We start from the raw sequence: 20260 nt of genomic DNA, 5'->3' as shown, positions 1-20260 counted from the left end.
GTGAGTAGACCAGTGATCCCATGAACTCCTCCCAACGCACAAACGTTGGAAGGCTGAGAAAGTTCACTCAATGGAATGAAAAGCCCCGGCAAGGTTTCGTTAACCGGGGCAGGCGCCTTGGGAAATCAAGCTGAAAGCGACGATAAGCGCCCAGTCTCACATTAAAGGTGCGATTGTTAACATTTTAATTCGTGCCCCCAAAAAAAACCTCGGTGCTGGGAAGGTCGCTACCGAGGTCGCGCTGTAAGGGAGGGTAACTTCAGCAGCGCTAATCGATCATCTCACAAAGTAAGGAAAACACAATGGCACGACGCATCAACGCGGCGGGGCTTTCGCTCGTATAAACTCCAAGGACATCCACATGAACAAAACAACGTTCTTCGCATATGCGAGGCGCGCGCCTTTTGGCGGGCGCTTGAGCCAGGCGCAGGTCGACGGCACGTCGGCAATTCTGGCTGAAGCTGAGCGCCGAGGCCTGCCTGACGAGCAGACGGCTTATGTGCTCGCAACGGCATTCCACGAGACCGGCGGCAAGATGCAGCCGATCGAGGAAAACCTCAATTACACGACCGCTGCGCAGATAAAGAAGACATGGCCCAGCCGGTTTAGCACGGTAGTTGCCGCCCAGCCTTATGTGCGTAACCCGCAGGCCTTGGCTAACAAGGTCTACGGCGGCAGGATGGGCAATACCGGCGCTAACGATGGCTGGCTCTACCGCGGTCGCGGCTTGGTGCAGATCACCGGCAAAGACAACTATAAGAAGTACGGCCTTGGCGATAACCCAGACGCCGCACTGGAGATGGCCACGGCTATCCGCATCCTGTTTGACGGGATGATCAACGGCAAGTTCACTGGCAAGCGGCTGGGCGACTATTTCGGCGCCAGCAAGGAAGACCCTGTAGGCGCACGCGCTATCGTCAACGGCAGCGACAAGGCAAGCCTCATCGCCGGCTATTACCGCAACTTCCTCGACAGCCTCGTGGCGGCCCGCGAAATGAAACCCGCAGCAGTCGAGGATGCCAAGCCTGACGACGTGCCGTTGCTGCAGGACAAGACCGTGCAGACGATCGTCGCAGGCACGGGCGGCACGCTTGTTACCGGCCTTATCGGTGCGGTTTCCAACCCTTGGGCGTTCGCAACGGTTGTGCTTCTGCTGGTCGCAGCAGGCGCGGGCTTCTGGCTTTGGAAGAGCGGCAGGCTCGAACTGAAGAGGGTGGCGGCGTGAGCAACATAACGGTGGTGATCGAATATGACACCGATACTGAAACCGCTCAGGTCCAGTATTGCGGCAAGACACAGGAATGGCGCGACGCCAAACTGACCTTCGCTCAGGGAATCACCGAGACACGAGATGGTTATCTGATCCGCCGCGAACGCGACGGCACTGTCTCTATACTGCTGACGGGGATCACGACATGACCTGGCTCTTAACCCTGCGCTCCAAAATCACAGGCTGGGCCGTAGCAATCGCTGCGGCCCTTGCGATTCTGGCAGGCGCTTACCTCAAGGGCAGGGCGGACAACGCCACAAGCGCCACCGCAGACCGGCTCAAGGCCGCCAACAAAGCAAGGAAGATCGAAGATGAAACGAGCAAGCTTGGCGGCGGTGATGTTGACGCTGCTTTGTCTCGGTGGATGCGTGACGGCCGGTAGCTACTGCGACGTAGCCCGGCCTGTCCGCCCGAGTGTTGAGGATAGCCTGACCGAAGGCACGAAGCGCCAGATCCTCTCAGAGAACACCAAACTGGAAAAACTGTGCGGGGTGCGGCCGTGAGGGCGCGAATGTGGCTGACCTGCCTGTGGCTGGGTGTGGCAGCAAGGGGGATCATTGGATGACCGGCGCTGAAATCATGGCCGTTGTCGGCTTTATTGTCATGCTGATGGGCTTTCTGTTCGGGCTTTGGAAGTACGTAGAAAGCCAGATCGCGAAAGCCGAGACGCGGAACGCTGCAAAAGCGGACGCTGCAACGGCTCTTGCCAGCCTGACGCGGCAGGAGCTTTCCGACTACAAGCTGCGCGCGGCTGAAACTTTCGCAACGAAGGCAGGCATGCAGGAACAGACCTCGCAGATCATGCGGGCCATCGAGAGCGTGGCGCACCGCATCGATGGACTTACCGAGCGGATTGATAACATCATGGCGACGAGGACGGGGCGGGGGAGGGGTTAACGCTCCCACGGGCGTGGGTCCTTAATTCGTCGCCGCTGCCCGCCAAGAATTGCTTGAAGACTAGAACATTGAGGCAGCAACGTTGCATAGTCCTTGAGTCCGGTGAACTCGTCTTTTCGTACAATCGACTTGCCCAGAATGTCGAGCCAATCTGGATTATTATTAAGTAGTTCAATGCACCCATCGAGCGTTTCAGCAAAATAGTCGCTAATGCGACCTTTGGTATTGTGTGAAATTCGAAATGTGCAGGCCAAGTCTAAATCGTTCGCGAAGTCGATTATTGCAAAACGTAAATTCTCGCTGTTATTTTCTTCCTTGGCCTTCAATATAGCACTGGAATGAGAAGTTAACTTTTCAAGCAATGAAGTCGTCATTGTTGCATAGTTCATCTCTGATGAAAGTGAGAATTGCCTCGCATTGTACAGCAGTGCTGCAATACTTACAATAAGTGATAATACAGCAATTAATGGGGAGAGGTAATCACCTTCTCCCCAGTTTATTGTAACGTTTATCATTTTCCATTAGGCTTTGGTGTTGCTGTAGTTGCCGCTTGGGTTGGCGACGATGCTGCTTGCATGCGAGCTAAGTTAGCGCCCTTTTCGACCCACTGCCCCTGAGATGCCGTCTGGAGTCGATTTAGGTTCGCGCCCTCATTTATTGTGACGCGATTGACTTTCTTCTCTACCATTATTTCCCCTTTTTCCCTTTGCGCTCGTCCTGGCCGAGTGCGGAAGCGTAAATTGATTTCTGTTCTGTTTTAGTCAACTTGCCACCCGCAAGCCCTTTAGCGGCAAGGGATGACACCTTATCACTCGTTGTTTTCTTGGCCATTTCGTTTCACCCGTGTTGGCTGCCCGATATGTAACTGCAGGTAGCAATAATTCACCACACAATCAATCTGCTCGAATTACTCGCAATAGTCAATATGTAGTTTCATCGATTGTAGACGATACTATATTTTGTGTTGTGATTGTGGATAACGGAGATAGTCTTTCCTCAAGCCTCTCTCCATTAACATCACATTTATCGAGACATTCCATCCTTCCTTCTGCGCCGCTCACCACGGCTACAAAGACGGCGCCGATCATTTCGTATCTTCTAACTGAAATTCCCGCCTGACCAGATCGGCAATATTCTCACGCCAGTTGGGATCAGTTGCTTGTATCCGGCGCACCAATTCAGCTTCCAACCGAATTGAAATACTGAGCTTTTCAATCGGATTTTTCGGGCGCCCACGGCGCTCACGCCTCCGGTCTTCGTTCATTGATTACTCCTCTTCCAGATCTCAAAACAGAAGCTGGGAGATGAACCTTGCCTGAAGGTTACGCGGCGTCTTTCTTATTCCCGCTTGACATCTCATCTCGAGACTCATTCTCTTTTCACTATCGGACGACCAATCCGCGCCGCGAGTCGGCTACCAAACCAAACACGAGGAGACTGTATGTCCCATGACAGACAGGGCGCGGGTGCGCCCATCGTTGTTGATGTCGCGCTGGCGATGAAGCAACTTCAAGAAAACCCGGAAATGGCCGCCATGATGAACGAATTGGCGTTTGGCCCGTTCGCCGCGAGGCAGCTTGCCGCTCGCGATGAGCTTATTGGGGAGCTCGTTGCTGCACTGGAAGCCATGCGCGCTGAGTTTCGCGCTGCTGACCTGCCTTATGGGAGCAAGGCATATCTACAGGCTGGAGAAGCCCTCGCAAAAGCACGAGGTGAAGCATGAGTAAGACATTTGCCGTTGCTGACCTTCACGGGCGATACGATCTTTTGCTAGCCGCCATCGAGCGTATCGAGCAATGCAGCCATTCTGGCGGCACTGTTGTTTTTACGGGCGACTATGTCGATCGAGGTCCACAAAGTGCGCAAATCATTGAGCGCCTAATGAAAGGACCGGATGATCCGGCGCGCTGGCGTTGGATCTGTTTGCAGGGCAACCATGAAGAAATCATGCTGACTTGCCTCTTTGCCACCGGACTCGCCGCGCAATGGTGGATGCCAAACGGCGGCGGAGCAACACTGATGTCGTACGGCGCTAAGGAAGGTGATTCCATTTCGGACGCCCTCACTCTTGTTCCGAAAGAACATGTCGATTGGCTGAAATCGTTGCCGCTAATGCACGTCGATGAACACCGGGTATTTGTTCATGCTGGCGTGGACGAAACAATTTCACTGCATGAGCAAACGCCAAAGACAATGCAGTGGATGCTCTATCCAGATGGCTACGAGGGCGGGCACGGCAGCCGCCATGTCGTTCATGGCCACCATCAGTTCGAGGAAGGCCCGCTCCTTTTCTCAGGCCGTACCGATTTGGATACGTTCGCTTGGTACACGGGCCGATTGGTTGTCGGAGTTTTCGACGACAACAAGCCGGGCGGACCTGTTTCGGCAATAGAGATCAAAGGTCCGACGATTCATGAATTGCGAGGAAATTGATGAAGCTTTCACACGAAGAACTCCTGCGGCGCGCGGAGGCTTACCGCGAGTACGGCACGCTGGTTAAGGCTGCCGCTGTGCTTGGCATCAAGAAGTCGGCATTTCACGAGAGCATCAAGCGGGCGGCTGAGTTGGGGTTGTTGGGTACTGCGCCAGTAATGCCGGGATTCCGTATCGCCAAGGTTAGCAATACGCCGCATGGTGACTTTATCCAGCAGCGTCCCGACCTTGGCGAGCAGTTTAATGTTCCGGACGGGCATTCGGTTAAGGGCGTCTCCGCACTTGTCGATGCTCAAGGCCGGCTTGTGCAGCAGTGGGTTAAAACCCGCGAGGAACCGTCGGCAGTCGATATCGCCGAAACCCTCAAGGCCGCATTCGAAGGCTGGCAGCCAGCAGCGAAGCCGCAGCCCGCGCCGACCGTTGCAAACACTGACCTCCTGACGCTGACACCGTTAGCTGATTTGCATCTCGGCCTTTTCTCTTGGGGCAAAGAGACCGGCATCAACTGGGATCTTGAAATTGGCGAGAAGGTCATTGGTGACGCGATCGAGGATCTTGTAGCCAGAACGCCGCCGAGCGGGGAGGCTATCGTGCTTGGAGGAGGCGATCTGCTTCACAGCGATAATAATGAGAACAAGACGGCCCGATCCGGCAATGTGCTTCAGGTTGATGGCCGCTATCAGAAAGTCCTGATGGCCGCGTGCCGTCTAATCGTGAAAGCGGTCGATGCCAACCTTCGCCGGCATTCGCGTGTTACTGTCCGCATCTTACCCGGCAATCACGACGAGCACGCCTCTGTGGCTGTCGCTTACTTCCTGTTGGCCTGGTATCGCAACGAATCCCGCGTCACCGTCGATGTCGATCCTTCGCTGTTTTTCTGGTTCCGCTTCGGGGCCGTCCTTCTCGGCGCAACGCATGGCCATACGGTCAAGTTGAAGGATATGGCCAGCATCATGGCACATCGCAGAGCCGCGGACTGGGGCGCAACAAAGCACCGATATATTCACGGCTTCCACATTCACCATTCGAGCAAGTTTGCCACGGAAGGCAATGGGGTGATTTCAGAATCACACCAGACGCCGACGCCGCAAGATGCTTGGCATTTTGGCTCTGGCTTCCTATCGGGGCGCTCAATGCAGGCAATCAGTTATCACGCCACATATGGCGAAATCAGTCGCGTCCGTGTCGCGATGATGGATGGCGTGCAGACGAAGTATCAGGCCGCGAATGATAACGTAGCAAGCGAGAGGAGGGTGGCTTAAGGCCACCTTTCATTCACCGAAACCACGATTTCAGATTCATGTCTGAACCATTGGACGCTGCATTTCAATGAGCCCCTAAGATGCAAATGGTGGTCGTAGCAGTGACAGATCCCGTCCATGGCCACCAAACGGGAAATCAAATCTCTTTCTGAATAATCAGATTCAGTCAAACCGCTATCCTCATAACCCTCGGGAACTATAGATGGGTTATCTGAGAAATAAATATCTTTGAAGCAAGGGCTACAATATTTTCGTATCATTGTGAGTTGTTTATCCTGAATAGTTTAAATTGAAACGTATAGTACAACAGTTCTTCTGAGTCGGCAAATCCAACCACCGCGCCGCCCCACCAAGCGGTGCTTTCACCAAAACACGAGGAGAGAACATGCTTGAAGAAGCAGAAGACCGCGCTGCGCGAGCGGCTGTTGAAGGACGGCCGTCGGCGCCAGTTACCAGAGTAACGATAAGGGCGGGTGAGCTTTACATAGGCGACATTCCCGCCTCCCATCTATGGCCAGTTGCCCTGCAACCGGCGCGCAGGCCTCTCGTCATCATCGAAAGCCCTTACAGCGGCGACGTGGCGCGCAATACCGAATATGCCCGTGCCTGCCTTCTGGATAGCTTGCGGCGAGGCGAAGCACCTATTGCGAGCCACTTGCTGCATACGCAGGTACTGGATGATATGCGCCACAACGAGCGTGAACTCGGCATAGAGGCTGGCCTCGCATGGTATCGAGTGGCGGAGAAATGCGTAGTCTATGAGGATCGGGGAACAAGTGGCGGCATGATAACGGGCATCAGGCGGGCTAAGCAGTTTGGCGTGCCGGTTGAATATCGGCGGCTAGAGGCTTGGAGGGCGGCGGCATGACCAACTTCCATGTAGGCCAGAAGGTTGTCTGCATCGATAGCTCCGTCGGCTTTGAGCAGTTCATTGAGATCAAGGAGGGCGAAGTCTACACCATAAGCTGGATTGGCCCGTTCGAGCACTACACGCAGGGCAGTTTCATCGGCGTTCGGCTGAAAGGCGTCGATCGAGGCGTTTGCCCTCAGTTCGGTTACGACAACCCGCCATTCGCAGCGCGCCGGTTTCGTCCACTTGTTCGCGATAAGCTGTCGGCGCTGCGCGGTCTGCTTGCGGGCGGGCCGGTGACTGAGAAGTTCGAAGAGCCAAAACGGAAGGTGAGGGAGGGTGTCTAATGGTTCCAGACGCACGAATTGACCGCGAGATTGCTCGTGGCGAACTGGGTTCCAGCAAGCAACCCATGCCAAAACCGATTCACTTAACCGACTTGGGGCTACGCGCAGCCGCAGCGCCCGTCACTTCCGACGGCGGCAGCACGAGCTATTACAAGCTGCCTCCCCATGCGACCGAGCTAAACGACCTGATCGAGCACAAAGGAATGTCCTTCGCGCTCGGCAACATCTTTAAGGCTTGCTACAGGTTTGGCGAGAAAGACGCGGCCAGTCGAATGTATGACCTTAACAAAATCATATACTTCGCGCAGAGGCTTAAGGCGTTGGAGGAGAGGCGGGCAACATAAACTAAAGAAGGTGATGACGGTTTTTGACCGTATGATAAAAGCCCTCTCTAAAGGGAGGGGAAAATGACCAATAAAATACAGTCGAAACTCCGCGTATCTGGGCGATCAGATGGATTGAACAGTTATCGTTGCCGAGATTTATGGTCTTTGCTGCGATTTGCAGCGGGAGCACCTGTTGGATCTTAAGCCGAATGATCTAAAAATGGGGCTCCGGATTCATCCGAAGCCCTTGTTGCGTAAGGTCGCTATTACCTGCGATAGGCTAAGCCACCCCAGATGCGGCCTTCGTCACGATGACGACCGCCATGGACCGCACCGATGTACGCGGCCACGGCTGCAACGAGCGCAGATGCCGCAAGGAGGAACGCCGTCAGAATACCAGTTATTCTGGCCTTCTCAGCTGCGTCGGCTGCCTTTGCTTTGACTTCTTCCGCGGTTTTTGCAGCCTGGGCCTGAACGTCAGCAATCGCCTTTTTCGCTTCTTCCACTCTGGCCTGAGCTTCGGTGCGGAGTGCCTGCACACGCTCTACGGACTGATTTACACGCGCCTGTGCGTCGGTTTGACTAAGGCCAGTTCGACTAGCAACCTGGTTAGTGAGCCATGTACGATCCGCGTCGGAGATTTCGCCCGTGCTAAGGAGATTTCCGAGGATACCACTTACTTGACGTTGGAAATCCGCCATATTCTGGGCTTCCTGGCCAACAACCGAGTTGCCCTGTCCATCCGTGCGCAGGAGACTATCCGTGAGGTAATCCAACGGGTTTGTTTTCAACCCCTCTGGCAACATTTGTTCAACCGATGGAGCAGCCGCCTGACCTGCGCCCTGGGCTAACCCGGACACCGCTTGCCCGGCGCCTGAAGCAAGCCCACCAGCTAACTGACCAGCACCTTGCGCAGTTGCACCAGCCACGGTTCCTGCGGTCTGCACAGCGGTTTCTGCGGCACTTCCAACTGCTTTTGCGCCGCCGGAAATAGCGCTGACGAGCAACAGCGTGGATATGATTGTGCCAAGACCCCATACAACGAGGCCGTTTAATCCGTCTCGAACGGTCAATTCATCGCGTGTAGCCGTTCCGGCAGGTCGCCGCATTCTTCCGGTGATGTAGCCACCAAGCATGTAGGAAGCGACCATTGATATGATCATAAAAAGCGCAGTTACCACAAGCCAAACTACGCTTATGTCTCCCCCTTCATCGACGGAGAATGAACTTAAACCGAGGCCACTTGCAAAGGTCGTAAGGACAGCCATAACACCCGAAGCGACGGCGGTGCCAGCGAAGATGGCGGCCCAGTCAACGTAGCCGCGATCATTCGTGTCTTCTACAATAGTTGGATCTACCATCAGCGTAACCCCAGAAACGAGAGGATGAACAACACGATAACGACTAGACCGACTAAATAGATGATGGAGTTCATGTTGAGTTTCTCCTTTCGACAAAGGAAACACCCTGCTTGCAGTTCTTTATTGCAGCGGGTTTTTCTATCTGTGACAACTCGCTAGTCAGCAAAAGGTTTCAGCGAAAGGCGATTATTGGCTTGAGCAAACTTTCGATCGGTCAGAAGAATGGCCCCGGCGCTCTTCCCGGAGTAGTCGGGGCCGCGCTTGGCATAGTGTGCCTGACCTAGCTTCGCGCTATCATCCATCAATACCACGGATGATCTCAATGCCATTGGCTGGGCCGGATCGTCAGCCCGGCGGCCTTCGCGGCTTTTATAAACGACTCGCGTGCAGTGTTTGGCAGTCCTTCCAGATCGGCGAGGCAAGCCTGCAACGCTTCCTCGTATTCCTTGCCGTGGGCCTCTTCATTTTCCGGCCAATCGTTAAGGAGGCATCTGGCGGCTGTCGCGGTATCGGGCACAATTCGATACTTGCCTATCCCATATAGCTGTACGTCTACCGGCTTATCCCAAGGCATAATGCGCTCCAAAAATAACCCCGCCAAAAAAAAGGCAGGGCAGCGTCAGTTTGCTGTTAGGCATATTGACGCGAAGTTTTCCAGGCGGTGTCTGAACTTTCAGTGAGCCGCTTTGTTCCCGCCTAAGCGAGTGGATCGTATTCAATGGATCGGGTCGGAACGGTCCGCTTTAAGCAGTTGCTGTTGGCGACTGGACATTGCTTGAGTTCATGTCGTCTCTCAAACCGTTGATGAGCAAGACGCGCAGACAATTCGCTGAGATAAGCGTGGTCTCTGAGGCCACTCTGGTAAAGCAGGATAATGCATGATGCCAAATCCGCAGCGGAGTAATCGTGGTCGCTCTCTTCAAGAATGATTGCTGCATTACTGAAGCAGCTACGCATGAAATTCACTTCGATGGGGTCGTATATGCGGCTCGCTTCGTTAGAAAATGGCATTTCGGTCTCCCTTTAGCTTGCGCTAGTAGAAACCCCCACAACTATTAGGTAACCTTGGGCGCAATTAGCCGTTAATACAAATCACAAAGTCCCCGCCGGCCAAATCAATGGCCGACGAGGTAGCGCCTGCCGAAGCGAGCCACGCCGATACAGACGCCGCGTTACATACCAATCTTGTGCCGGATTGTTCCAAATAAACTGCTGGGATGAATGGGCAGGGAGCGTCAGCTGTCGGGCACGAATTTGACACGCGAATGCTATTGCGATCTGCTCTTAACTCCTCAAAATAAGCTCGCCTGCGCTTCCTCGTTGTCATTACTCGGCGCGAGGCCGATGAGACCGGCGTCGGGCAGGGGCTTTTGCATTTCTTTGGCTTCGTTCCAGGGGGCCCGTAGCCATGTGTCGATTTCTTCCGTGGTGCGGAGAATGACCGGCATTGCTTTTGGGTGGATCGGCTTCACCACAGCATTCGGCTCAGTGGTTAAGAATGCGAAGATATCGACCTCAACCGGCCCCTCCTTTTTCTTCCGCACGCCTTTCCAGCTTGTCCATATGCCGGCGAACGCAAAGAGCGGCTTGTCCTCATTTAGAGCGAACCAGTGTAGCGGCTTGCGCTTGGTCTTCGGGTCCGGTTCCTGCCCGTACTCGGAGAAGGAGGTGGCGGGGACAACGCACCTGCTTTCGACACCCTGCCAGCGCCTCCAGTGAGGTGAGGTCAGATTGCGGATATTCGTTACCCCACTATCCGCTTCGCCCTTCACATACATCGGAGGCGTCGGCATGCCCCAGCGCAGCATTGCCAGTTCCGGCTCTTCACCTTTGACGTTTCGCAGAACAGGCGCGGGATAATCCGGGTACACGTCCAGCTGCGGATCGACGCGGTTCGTCATATCCGCGAACTTTGGAAACAGACGGCGCATGGCCTCATGTGTCGTTGTGATATTGTATAGATTGCACATGCGACCCTCCTGGCGGATGAGAGAATAGCGCGCTTATTTCCGCCGTCCAGACAGGGCATCCTCGCCTTCCTGCTTATGAGCCCGGCAGAACCAAAGCTGGCCATATGTAGTCTTGTAACCGAACGAGCCCCATTCCTGGCAGCCGTTCGAATCACAAAGGTGCACAAATAGACTTCCGGCTTTGGCTACATGGGCGTTGTCGCTTTTGTATCCGCTCATCTATCACCTCGGCATCTTCGTAATTCCAAACTGCGCATCGCCCTTGGCTGTGCATGCCTTGCATCGCATACGACTGTGCAAATCAACGAAGTAAGTATGCGTCCCGAACTTTCTTAGAAGGATCATCCGATCCACCGATCCGATATGTCCGCAGCGACAGCAATAACCATATAGTTCGTACCACTGGAGAAGATCCATAATCCGGGTCGATGCTGGCATTTCTTGCAGAAAGGTAGGCCGCATTCTCATCGATCAAAATACGTTGCCCACGGCTTGGATTTCTTGTCCGTCGGGTCGTAAGGCACGCCGCCATAAAGCCGAATGAAATCTTGCTGGCCTTCCTGCGTCGCGAATTTCACAATCGAGAAATGATATCCTTCATGATATTGGTAGCCATGCAGGTGATAGGCGCCCAGCCGGCGTTCATTCGTAATTACGTCCGAAAGCGTTCTGCGCAGCTCGTCTGTCAGATACAAAACTACCTGAAACGGGTAATGCTTGTTGATCAGGGTTTTCGGCGGTTCGCCGCGTGATCTGCCGCTCATTTCACGAACACCGTCGGTTTCCAGCCCCGGGTATAGCCGTGGCTGACAGCCATGCTCGCAATGGCGATCTCTTTAACGAGAAAATCCCGATCTTTGAGAAGCGCCTCTATCGCGGCTCGCGCATCGCCCTTGTGGTAGGCGAGAACCAATTCAATTTCGTCGTCGTATTCATTTTCCTGCGCAACCGCACTCATTGTTCTGCTCCATTGAAGCAGACACACACGCCACCAAGCATGTCTGGATTTCATCAGCGCCGCCCGCTGATGTTCCTAAAATGTTCTTGTTTGAGAGGAGAGTCAATCGCGAACTCAGCGCTGTGAAAACTTATGGGATCACCTGTGGATTTCCTGTGCGCATTCGCGGGTTTATCGAACCAAAACCTTCTCCCATTTCCCATCGCCGAACGGTTTGCCGCCATGCCGACGCATAAATGCGCTCATGCACCTTTCGGTAGGAAAACTGAAAACGCAGAAACCAACTCCAGACTTGCGGGCCATGCGATGAGGCAGGCGTGCACCAAGCCGATCAGCATCACGATGCACCTCGCGACGTGCAAACTTCAAGGCGTAAGATTCGGGGAGTGCGACCTGGAACGTTTTCATTAGGCTGCCCTCTTAAAGAGTTCGACAGGATGGCCATGGGTGACAGCGAGACGCGATAGCTCTACTTCACGAATGAGGAAGTCGCGGTCTTTCAAAAGTGCCTCGATGGCAGCGCGCACATCTCCACCGTGATACGCGAGAACTTCCTCGATTTCGGCGTCATAGCTTTGGACAAGAGCGTTCATAGGTTTCTCCTGTTTTTTGATGTTCTTATTTTGTTCTCATGCAGGACGAAAGTCAACAGGAGATGATTCTGTATCGTCGGCTTGTCGGCTCGTGTGCCGTTGTATAGTATGTGCCAAAATTATCAGGAGTTCATTTTGGCCAAAATTAAGAAGCGATCCTGGGAGAATGCCAGCGGCCAGCATGAGGCTTGGCAACTCGATTTTACGGATCGTCTCGGCAAGCGGCACCGTGAGCAGTTCACAAAGAAGCGCGAAGCAGAAGCAAGGCTGGTTGAACTCGTCGCCACGACAGGTTCAGCCACGTACAAGGAGGAGGCGAAGAAAACTACGGTTGCGGATATTTGCGACGATTTCTATAAAGCCATGGAGCTTCGTCACAAGCGCGGTGAGAAGGTCGTTCAGTCATATCTTCGGACGACGAAGCAGCATTTCGATAATTGGATCAATCCCACCGACGAAAGCAGCATTGGCTTCGAAAACGGCATTGGCGAGAAAACGCTGGCAGAGCTAACGACAGCCGACGTCATCAAGTTTCGTGATGACATGCGCAATGCGGGGGCGGGAATTGTCACAACGCGGCGCGTCCTAGGCACGTTAAGCCGCACCCTCAAGCATGGTATTGAGACGAACAAAGTCGGCGTAAACGTTGCTAAGGGTGTCCGCGTCATTGGAAAGCGGGACGAAGGATCGGAGCGAGTAACGCCGCCGTCCAAGATGGCTTTAGCGGCAATCCTCAATCTTGCTCAGTCGCCTATCGACCTGCGTATCCGCTTTGCCGCCGCCACCGGACTGCGCGCTTCCGAACAGTGGGCGCTGCGATGGGCGCATATAGATCTGGAAAACGGCCACGTCAGTGTCGAGACGCGTGTTGATGCCTATGGCGAGTTTGACACGACAAAGTCGGGGGCAGGCCGCCGAACCGTTCCAATCGGAAAGGCGATGGTTGATCAGCTGAAGACATGGAAAGCGGCGTCCAAGCATAATGGAGTTGACGACTTCGTGTTTACCGACAGCAGGGGCGGGTTCATCAGGCATACGAACTTTATGAAACGGGATTGGAAGCCCCTTATCGCAAAGACGAACGCCCCGGATATCGGATGGCACGCGTTGAGGCATTATGCGATTTCGACGTGGATCGAAGCCGGGCTTCCCCCCAAGGCCGTGCAGACATTGGCGGGGCATGCCAGCTACGCAATAACCATGAATCGATACGGTCATCTGTTCCCATCCGACGATCATAAGGCAGCATTTGACAGGATTGCCGAAACGCTCGCCTCATGATAGATTGGCACACAAATGGCACATGAAGACTATAACATATTGAAAATAAAAATATTATTCGCTGACTTTTAATCAGTAGGTCCAGGGTTCGAATCCCTGCGCGCTCACCAAAATCAATAACTTAGCCCCATTCTAAACATCCTGATTTTACAGTGGGACGAGTTTTTTACGTATATGTTCCTTTGATGATCTTTAAGCGTGCCCATCAACTGGCTGGTCGGGGCGGCAATCCGGCACGGGTGCGCATTTTTTCCAGAAGGCTTGCAGCAATCGGCTCATAATTTTCATCGAAATGATGGCCGCCAGGCAGTTTCATGACTTCCATGCCCTTCAGTTCGGCAGCAGTGCAGGCGGTATCCTCTTCTTCCTGGCCATAGACACAAACCACCCGGTCAAGGGGGATTGTCGAGATAGCCGGAATGACGTCCTTGTCCCCATCCATTCCAAGCCATCCTTCAATGGAGACCTGAAATGTGGTCGTGGTCTCAACGCCCAGCAGGCCGATCATTTTGGTCCGGTCCTGTATGGCCGCAGGCAGATATTTCCAGGCGAACGGAAATGTATCCGCGCCAAATGAATAGCCTAGAACGGCAACCGGTAGTTTATTCGTGGGGTCCGCTTTTTTGATCATCGCCGTCGTATCATTGGCGATTTCCTCTGGTGTGCGCTCTGACCAGAAATAACGCAGAGAATCCACACCGATCACGTGGACACCGTGTGCTTGCAGCCACTCGCCAATGGATTTGTCGAGGTCGCGCCAGCCGCCGTCTCCCGAATAGAAGACCGCAACCATCTCGGCATTTCCGTCCTTGGCGGGAAGGTCGACGATGGGGAGGGCTTCATTCTTGGCATCCTGATCCGCCATGGCAACGACATTGTCGACAGCCATTTTCAGACGTGCCGGAAATGCAGGAGCAGATTGAAGTATGGCGAAATTTTCCTGTCGGGCTGTAACGGGATTGTTGACCGGCGATCCGGCTGGTCCAATCACAAGGGCAGGGGCCGGAATTGCCACATTGAACCCGTAGGTGAAGCCTCCGTCGGGGGCTTTGGTTGCCGCAGCTTTCTCCGTGCATGAAGGCAGGCGGGTCTTGGCCGGAACCGGATCAAGCGCAACGGCGCCTGCAATCGTCGCATCGGGCGAATCCGAGGCCGCCGCATAAGCAATGGTCGCGCCTTGCCCAATACCTGTCAGGACGGGATGGAAATAGACACCGAGATCCAGCCCACGCAAGGCTTCCTTGGCGATGGCTTCGAAATCGGAGTCCAGATAGTTGCACTCTCCGTCCTCCTTGTCGAGCGCAGCGCGCCAAGGGCCAAGCTCAACCGGCAGAACGATCATATTCCGCGCAAGCATGGCATCCATGAATTGTTTTTCCCGGTCACCTATGCCGCCGTCATCGCTGAGCAGGATAGCAAGACCGACCGGGTCGTTCTCCGGCATATAGACGGGGATATTGGATAGCCTTTCGGCACTGGCGTGAATAACCGGTTCGTCAGAATCGATCACCTTTGTCCAGAGCCGTGCGATTTTACCAGTGTGCATTGTGCCGTATACAATCGCTGCTGCCACCAGCGCCAACCCGAGCACAATAGAAAGAACGCGTCTTTTCGTCATTTGCGGATGAACTCCAGTGGGCTGCCATTGATAAGGGTTGTGGCATCGAGAAGGGCGCGCGGCGTTTCAAGACCACCCGGACAGACCATATAATGCGGGGTCCAGACAGGATCGAATTTTTCCTTGAAGGCTTTCAGTCCGCCGAAGTGATAGAGATCAGCGCCGCGTTTGTAGATGAAGGAGCCAAAGCGGTTCCAGCGGGAAGCCAGCCTACTGCCGCTCAGACCGGAAAGCGGGGCAGCACCCAGGTTGAACCACTTGTAGCCTTCTTCCTTGCCGGCCATCAGCAATTTAGCGAAAAGCGCGTCCATCAGGAGCTTGTGGACATTCGGCATGTAGCGCATGAGGTCAACGGTAATTTCATTTTTATTCGCGCCGCGCCATATATTGGCAAAAGCCACGATTTCTTCGTCGCGTTTCAGCACTGCGACGTCGAAACGTTTCATATATTCTTCATCGAAATATCCCAGCGAGAACCCTTTTTCGCTACCCGACTTGAACTCCAGCCAGGCATCCGAAATCTCCCGCAGGCGTGGAATGAGCGGAGGCACATCAGCTGCCGGGATTATTTCAAATGTCAGTCCGTCCTTGTCGATCTTTCGGTCGGCATAGCGGAACGGTTGGCGACGCGGTCCTTCCAGCGAGAACTCGGTGAGATCAACGCGGGCGACCTCGCCTAATTTGAGGGCGACAAGGCCCATATCCAGAAAGAGGGGCAAGCTTTGCGGACCAACACCGTAAAATACGGTGCGTAGCGCAAGCTTGTCTGCCAGCCCATGAAAAGACCATGCAAGCTCCTTGCCACTCTGTTCGTTGCCAACGGGTTCGCCAAGCGCGATCAGGCTCCCGCCAGACTGCGCATACATGATGAAGGAACTCTCGTCCGGAGCAAGCAGAAACTGCTTGTCGCCGAGCAGTGCCAGAGCAGCATCGGTATGCGGGCACTGGGCAACGAGAGCAGGCACAGCACGGGGGATCGAATAATCCACCTTCCGCCTGCGATGTCCGTTCCGGTTGATGATTGAGTAAAGGCCCACCGCAGCGACCACGGCAAAGACAAGCACGGTTGCTCGCAGAAACCGCGGCGCATTGGCGTTCCAGGCGAAATCCCACCAGAGAGTGTTGGAATACTCCACGTGGCGATAGACGAAAAATCCGAGCCATGTGGAAACAAGCACCGTTGTGCCGACTGTGGTGATCCAGTTCCAGCTCAGGTCAAACGGTCCGGAAATGGGGCGGCGATAGAACGAATCCCGGAAGCCCCACAGCGTGAAAGCGAAAAGGCAGAGGGTGATGGCTTCTTCCCAGTCGAGACCCTTCGCCAGTGAGAAGGCTGCGCCGCAGAGAAGCAAAATCTGCGCGGCCACCCATGCTCGTGCAAGCCTCTTCGACAGACCGCGAGCCACGATAAGCAGGGCCACACCGACGAGACTGGCGGCGAGGTGAGACATTTCCATGAAAGATTCAGGAACGATATCGGAGAGCACTTCGACGCGATAGCGAAGGTCCGGCGTGGCCCCTGAAACGAGAAGCATGATCCCGCCCAGAAAGATGATGCTGGCAGACAGACCAGGGATGAGCGGTTCGACGAGGCGTTTGGCGAAGCGTGCCTGTTTGCCAAGCATATGGCGCCGGCGCATGATCTCCCATATGAGAATGCCCGCGGTCGCCACGACAAGCGGCATAATCGTATAGATAAGCCGGTAGGCGAGAAGCGCCGCAATCGCATCCGGTTTTCCGCCAAGACCAAGACCTGCAATGATTGTCGCTTCGAAGGCGCCGAGGCCGCCGGGCGCATGGCTGGCGATGCCCAGCACGATGGCGATCACATAGACGAGTGAGAAAACGGCGAAGCTTGGCACAGCATCGGCGGGCATGAGGACATAGAGCGTAGCCGCTGCGGCGCCTACATCCACAAGCCCGGCAAATATCTGGATCAGCGCTCCCTTTGAGTTGGGTAGGCGCAGACTGAATGAACCGATCGTGAAGGCACGTTGTCCATGTGACAGCCAGTAGATCAGCCAGCCGATGCCGCCCAGAATGGCGATACCGGCAACGATATCAATGCGGGAATCGATTGCGGAAAGCCATGGAACATCCCGTGGATCGATGAGAAGCGCAGTGCCGACCATTATGATGAGCGCGAACCAGATCGCGAACCACGATGTTCCGACAATTTTGCCAATGTCGGCAAGGCTTACACCTTCCGCTGCGTAGATGCGATAACGCAGGGCGCCGCCGGTCAGCAGCGAAAAGCCGAGCGCGTTGGAGATTGCATAGCCAGCAGCGCCCGCAATAGCTGCGATGCGGCGCGGAATCTGGTTGGGCGCAATCGTGTCGACGGCCACGACATCATAGAGTGCGACAGCAGCGTAGCTCAGGGCTGTGAAAAACACCGCCAACCAAAGCGTGGCCCACGGCATATTATGCAGCGCGGCGAGCGTTTCTTTGCGAGATGTATGCTGGAGGAGGTTCTCGAGCACATAAACCGCAAGCAAGGCAATGGCGATGCCGGCGATCGGGAACAGGAAATGTTGGTAGCGCGCGAACCAGCCATGATGTCTCGTTGACGTTTCGGACGGGATGGGACGCACTTCGTCATCATCAATAAGGCTCATAGGAACATCGTCCGGTTGGAGCAACATATATAAATTGCGCAATGATCTCGATTTAGGGCGAACTTGTGGTCGAGCGAGATGCCGCATTGAAAATATTCAAAGTAGAGCAGAAGTTGGTCTATACAAGCCTGCGGTTCGGCCACGCCGCACGTGATTTGATGAATGGAAAGAGGTCCTGGTGCTCGATATTTCATACATGACCGCAGCCGGAGCCGGCGCGTTGTCGTTTCTGTCACCCTGTGTCCTGCCGCTTGTGCCGCCCTATCTGTGCTACATGGCGGGCGTGAGCGTCGAAGATTTCCGCGCGGAGAAGACGACTGCCGTTGCGGCGGCACCTTCGGCGCGTCGTTCGCTGGCATTCGCGGCAATTTGCTTCGTTCTCGGTTTCACGACGGTTTTTGTTGCGCTTGGCGCGGGTGCCTCGTCCATTGGCGCCTTCCTGCGCGCCTGGCAGCAGGAAATTGCAATTATTGCGGGCGTGGTCATCATATTGATGGGACTGAATTTCCTTGGCGTTCTGCGCCTGTCGTTCTTGTCCCGCGAAGCTCGTTTTCAGGCGCGCAACGCTCCGGCATCGCCACTTGGTGCCTATATTATGGGGCTCGCTTTTGCCTTCGGCTGGACCCCATGCATCGGGCCTGTTCTCGGGCCGATCCTGACGCTTGCTGGAGGCAGCAGCACTGTTGGTGAGGGGGCGCTTTTGCTGGCGACCTATTCGCTGGGGCTCGGCATCCCATTTTTGATCGCCGCTCTTTTTTCCGGCGCATTCATGCGTTTTCTTTCGCGTTTCCGGGTGCATCTCGGCAAGGTGGAGAAAGCGATGGGAGCGCTTCTGGTTGCGGCGGGCATCCTGTTTCTGACCGGTGGGATGCAATCCTTCTCGTTCTGGCTGCTTGAGAATTTCCCAGCGCTCGGGCGGCTGGGGTAAGGTTAGCGGTAGCCTGTAAGTTTTCATAGACGCTTTGATGCTATGAGCGAAGATCATCTCAATTTTCTGGACGATAACATGACAGACCGTACCTGCCTTTCCATCGTGCTTGCTGCTGGCGAAGGCACGCGCATGAAATCCAGTCTTCCGAAAGTGCTGCATCAGGTGGCAGGGTTGCCGCTGGTCTCGCACGTGGTGAAGGCTGTTCAGGGTACCGGCAAAAGCGATGTTGCGCTGGTCGTGGGGCGTGGCGCCGACGAAGTGCGCGCGGCGGTGGAGAAGAAGGCAGGGCCCGTCTCGGCCTTTGAGCAGAAGGAACGTCTCGGTACAGCACATGCGGTTCTGGCCGCACGCGAGGCAATCGAACGCGGTTATGACGATCTGCTCATCGTGTTTGGTGATACGCCGCTGATCGAGGCACAATCTTTGCAAAAGGCCCGGGAGCGACTGGCCGCAGGCGCTGATGTTGTCGTTATCGGTTTCCGCCCGGAGAATCCGCACGGCTATGGCCGTCTGATCGAAGAGGGCGACAAACTGGTCGCCATCGTTGAGGAAAAAGAAGCAAGCGAAGCGCAAAAACAGATTGGTTTCTGCAATGGCGGGCTGATGGCTGTTCGCGGCCGACACGCTCTGGCGCTTCTGGATGCCGTCGATAATAACAACGCCAAGGGCGAATATTACCTCACCGACATAGTTGCCATCGCCCACGGCCGGGGCATGAATGTGACGGCCATCGAAGTGCCGGTCGACAATGTGATCGGCATCAACAACCGTGTCGAACTGGCTGAAGCCGAAGCCATCTGGCAGCAGCGTAAGCGCCGCCAGATGATGCTGGCAGGCGTGACGCTTGTTGCGCCTGAAACAGTGTTTTTCTCCCACGACACGCTGATTGAGGCCGACGTTATTGTTGAGCCGAACGTCTTCTTCGGTCCCCACGTGCATGTTGCGTCGGGAGCTTTGATCCATTCTTTCTCTCATCTGGAAGGTGCGGAAGTCGGTCCCAAGGCAGAGATCGGGCCATTTGCGCGCCTGCGTCCGGGCGCAAATCTGGCCGAAAAGACCAAGGTCGGCAATTTCTGCGAGGTGAAGAATGCCACCGTGCATAAAGGCGCGAAGATCAATCACCTGACCTATATCGGAGATGCGACAGTCGGCGCGTCGAGCAATATCGGTGCGGGCACGATCACCTGCAATTACGATGGCTACAACAAGTATGAGACGGTGATTGGCGAAAACGCGTTCATCGGGTCGAACAGTTCGCTGGTTGCGCCGGTGGAAATCGGCGACAATGCCTATATCGCATCGGGCAGCACGATCACGGACAATGTTCCCGCAGATGCGCTGGCCTTCGGCCGTGCCCGGCAGGAAACGAAGGAAGGTCGGGGGAAAACCCTGCGGGAGAAATATGCCGCCATCAAAGCGGCTAAAACCGCGGCGAAATAAATCATCCAACAGCTTGGAGCATTTCCAGCAAAAGTGTGAAACGGTTTTGCGTTAGGAAATGCGGCAGAAACAGACAGTTAGAGCGGTTCCAACGATTCCGTAAAA

24 protein-coding genes are annotated in these 20260 nt (G+C 54.9%); 13 read left to right on the top strand and 11 right to left on the bottom strand.

Going from position 1 to position 20260, the window contains the following annotated elements; translation table 11 throughout:
• The first annotated feature begins 361 nt into the window (after window positions 1–361).
• The 4 genes from F9K78_RS18995 to F9K78_RS18980 all read left to right on the top strand — a co-directional run bounded on the left by F9K78_RS18995 (window position 362) and on the right by F9K78_RS18980 (window position 2167).
• Complete coding sequence (locus F9K78_RS18995; protein ID WP_151682550.1) at window positions 362–1225, top strand: chitinase; 864 nt, start codon at window positions 362–364, stop codon at window positions 1223–1225.
• Window positions 1222–1419 carry a hypothetical protein gene (locus tag F9K78_RS18990; RefSeq protein ID WP_151682549.1) on the top strand — a complete coding sequence of 66 codons (198 nt, stop codon included), beginning with the start codon at window positions 1222–1224 and terminating at the stop codon, window positions 1417–1419. Before F9K78_RS18995 ends, F9K78_RS18990 begins: the two co-directional genes overlap by 4 nt.
• Window positions 1416–1652, top strand: a complete 237-nt coding sequence (locus tag F9K78_RS18985) for a hypothetical protein (protein WP_078339720.1) — start codon at window positions 1416–1418, stop codon at window positions 1650–1652. Before F9K78_RS18990 ends, F9K78_RS18985 begins: the two co-directional genes overlap by 4 nt.
• A 179-nt stretch (window positions 1653–1831) precedes the next feature.
• Complete coding sequence (locus tag F9K78_RS18980; protein ID WP_151682548.1) at window positions 1832–2167, top strand: hypothetical protein; 336 nt, start codon at window positions 1832–1834, stop codon at window positions 2165–2167.
• On the opposite strand, the gene F9K78_RS18975 is transcribed toward F9K78_RS18980, so the two are convergent.
• The 3 genes from F9K78_RS18975 to F9K78_RS18970 form a co-directional block, all read right to left on the bottom strand.
• A complete protein-coding gene (locus F9K78_RS18975; protein WP_151682547.1) occupies window positions 2164–2682 on the bottom strand; it encodes a hypothetical protein in 519 nt (172 codons plus the stop codon). The genes F9K78_RS18980 and F9K78_RS18975 overlap by 4 nt on opposite strands.
• 172 nt (window positions 2683–2854) lie before the next feature.
• Entirely contained in the window at window positions 2855–2998 is a 144-nt protein-coding gene (locus F9K78_RS21960) for a hypothetical protein (RefSeq protein ID WP_167518133.1), read from the bottom strand.
• Window positions 2999–3251: 253 nt separating this feature from the next.
• On the bottom strand, window positions 3252–3431 hold the full coding sequence (locus F9K78_RS18970; protein ID WP_006469198.1) for a hypothetical protein: 180 nt from the start codon (window positions 3429–3431) through the stop codon (window positions 3252–3254).
• Window positions 3432–3608: 177 nt separating this feature from the next.
• On the opposite strand from F9K78_RS18970, the gene F9K78_RS18965 reads away from it, so the two are divergent.
• From F9K78_RS18965 to F9K78_RS18940, 6 genes are all read left to right on the top strand, one after another.
• Window positions 3609–3890 (top strand): hypothetical protein, encoded by a 282-nt coding sequence (locus tag F9K78_RS18965; protein ID WP_151682546.1) that lies wholly within the window; start codon window positions 3609–3611, stop codon window positions 3888–3890.
• Window positions 3887–4600, top strand: a complete 714-nt coding sequence (locus F9K78_RS18960; RefSeq protein ID WP_151682545.1) for a metallophosphoesterase — start codon at window positions 3887–3889, stop codon at window positions 4598–4600. The genes F9K78_RS18965 and F9K78_RS18960 overlap by 4 nt, the downstream gene beginning before the upstream one ends.
• A complete protein-coding gene (locus F9K78_RS18955) occupies window positions 4600–5862 on the top strand; it encodes a metallophosphoesterase family protein (RefSeq protein WP_208851934.1) in 1263 nt (420 codons plus the stop codon). Before F9K78_RS18960 ends, F9K78_RS18955 begins: the two co-directional genes overlap by 1 nt.
• 385 nt (window positions 5863–6247) lie before the next feature.
• On the top strand, window positions 6248–6730 hold the full coding sequence (locus F9K78_RS18950) for a DUF7768 domain-containing protein (RefSeq protein ID WP_208851933.1): 483 nt from the start codon (window positions 6248–6250) through the stop codon (window positions 6728–6730).
• Complete coding sequence (locus tag F9K78_RS18945; protein ID WP_151682544.1) at window positions 6727–7059, top strand: hypothetical protein; 333 nt, start codon at window positions 6727–6729, stop codon at window positions 7057–7059. The genes F9K78_RS18950 and F9K78_RS18945 overlap by 4 nt, the downstream gene beginning before the upstream one ends.
• Window positions 7059–7403 carry a hypothetical protein gene (locus F9K78_RS18940; RefSeq protein ID WP_151682543.1) on the top strand — a complete coding sequence of 115 codons (345 nt, stop codon included), beginning with the start codon at window positions 7059–7061 and terminating at the stop codon, window positions 7401–7403. The genes F9K78_RS18945 and F9K78_RS18940 overlap by 1 nt, the downstream gene beginning before the upstream one ends.
• Before the next feature lie 248 nt (window positions 7404–7651).
• Here the strand turns inward: F9K78_RS18940 and F9K78_RS18935 are convergent, their stop codons facing one another.
• From F9K78_RS18935 to F9K78_RS18900, 6 genes are all read right to left on the bottom strand, one after another.
• Entirely contained in the window at window positions 7652–8746 is a 1095-nt protein-coding gene (locus tag F9K78_RS18935) for a hypothetical protein (protein ID WP_144897146.1), read from the bottom strand.
• Window positions 8747–9065: 319 nt separating this feature from the next.
• Window positions 9066–9320: a DUF982 domain-containing protein gene (locus F9K78_RS18930; RefSeq protein ID WP_144897131.1), complete on the bottom strand. Its 255-nt coding sequence runs from the start codon at window positions 9318–9320 to the stop codon at window positions 9066–9068.
• Between the two features lie 718 nt (window positions 9321–10038).
• Window positions 10039–10716, bottom strand: coding sequence for an SOS response-associated peptidase (locus tag F9K78_RS18920; protein WP_151682542.1), 678 nt, complete (start codon window positions 10714–10716; stop codon window positions 10039–10041).
• A 464-nt stretch (window positions 10717–11180) separates the two neighbouring features.
• On the bottom strand, window positions 11181–11480 hold the full coding sequence (locus F9K78_RS18910; protein ID WP_144897128.1) for a hypothetical protein: 300 nt from the start codon (window positions 11478–11480) through the stop codon (window positions 11181–11183).
• Entirely contained in the window at window positions 11477–11674 is a 198-nt protein-coding gene (locus F9K78_RS18905) for a hypothetical protein (protein WP_144897127.1), read from the bottom strand. The genes F9K78_RS18910 and F9K78_RS18905 overlap by 4 nt, the downstream gene beginning before the upstream one ends.
• 407 nt (window positions 11675–12081) lie before the next feature.
• Window positions 12082–12267, bottom strand: coding sequence for a hypothetical protein (locus F9K78_RS18900; RefSeq protein ID WP_144897126.1), 186 nt, complete (start codon window positions 12265–12267; stop codon window positions 12082–12084).
• Window positions 12268–12402: 135 nt separating this feature from the next.
• On the opposite strand from F9K78_RS18900, the gene F9K78_RS18895 reads away from it, so the two are divergent.
• Window positions 12403–13548, top strand: a complete 1146-nt coding sequence (locus F9K78_RS18895; RefSeq protein WP_235925478.1) for a tyrosine-type recombinase/integrase — start codon at window positions 12403–12405, stop codon at window positions 13546–13548.
• Window positions 13549–13753: 205 nt separating this feature from the next.
• On the opposite strand, the gene F9K78_RS18890 is transcribed toward F9K78_RS18895, so the two are convergent.
• Window positions 13754–15166, bottom strand: a complete 1413-nt coding sequence (locus tag F9K78_RS18890) for an AcvB/VirJ family lysyl-phosphatidylglycerol hydrolase (RefSeq protein ID WP_174813355.1) — start codon at window positions 15164–15166, stop codon at window positions 13754–13756.
• The gene (gene mprF / locus F9K78_RS18885) at window positions 15163–17784 is read right to left on the bottom strand and encodes a bifunctional lysylphosphatidylglycerol flippase/synthetase MprF (protein ID WP_174813356.1); all 2622 of its coding nucleotides are present in this window, start codon (window positions 17782–17784) and stop codon (window positions 15163–15165) included. The genes F9K78_RS18890 and mprF overlap by 4 nt, the downstream gene beginning before the upstream one ends.
• A 178-nt stretch (window positions 17785–17962) precedes the next feature.
• Here mprF and F9K78_RS18880 point away from each other — a divergent pair, with 178 nt between their 5' ends.
• Window positions 17963–18712 carry a cytochrome c biogenesis CcdA family protein gene (locus F9K78_RS18880; RefSeq protein WP_121981816.1) on the top strand — a complete coding sequence of 250 codons (750 nt, stop codon included), beginning with the start codon at window positions 17963–17965 and terminating at the stop codon, window positions 18710–18712.
• A gap of 78 nt (window positions 18713–18790) precedes the next feature.
• The gene (gene glmU / locus F9K78_RS18875; RefSeq protein ID WP_121986517.1) at window positions 18791–20155 is read left to right on the top strand and encodes a bifunctional UDP-N-acetylglucosamine diphosphorylase/glucosamine-1-phosphate N-acetyltransferase GlmU; all 1365 of its coding nucleotides are present in this window, start codon (window positions 18791–18793) and stop codon (window positions 20153–20155) included.
• Window positions 20156–20260: the final 105 nt, after the last annotated feature.

Source organism: Brucella pseudintermedia, assembly GCF_008932435.1.
Taxonomy (GTDB): domain Bacteria; phylum Pseudomonadota; class Alphaproteobacteria; order Rhizobiales; family Rhizobiaceae; genus Brucella; species Brucella pseudintermedia.
The sequence above is the reverse complement of the archived record's forward strand: the minus strand, read 5'-3'. Positions and strand labels throughout refer to the sequence as shown.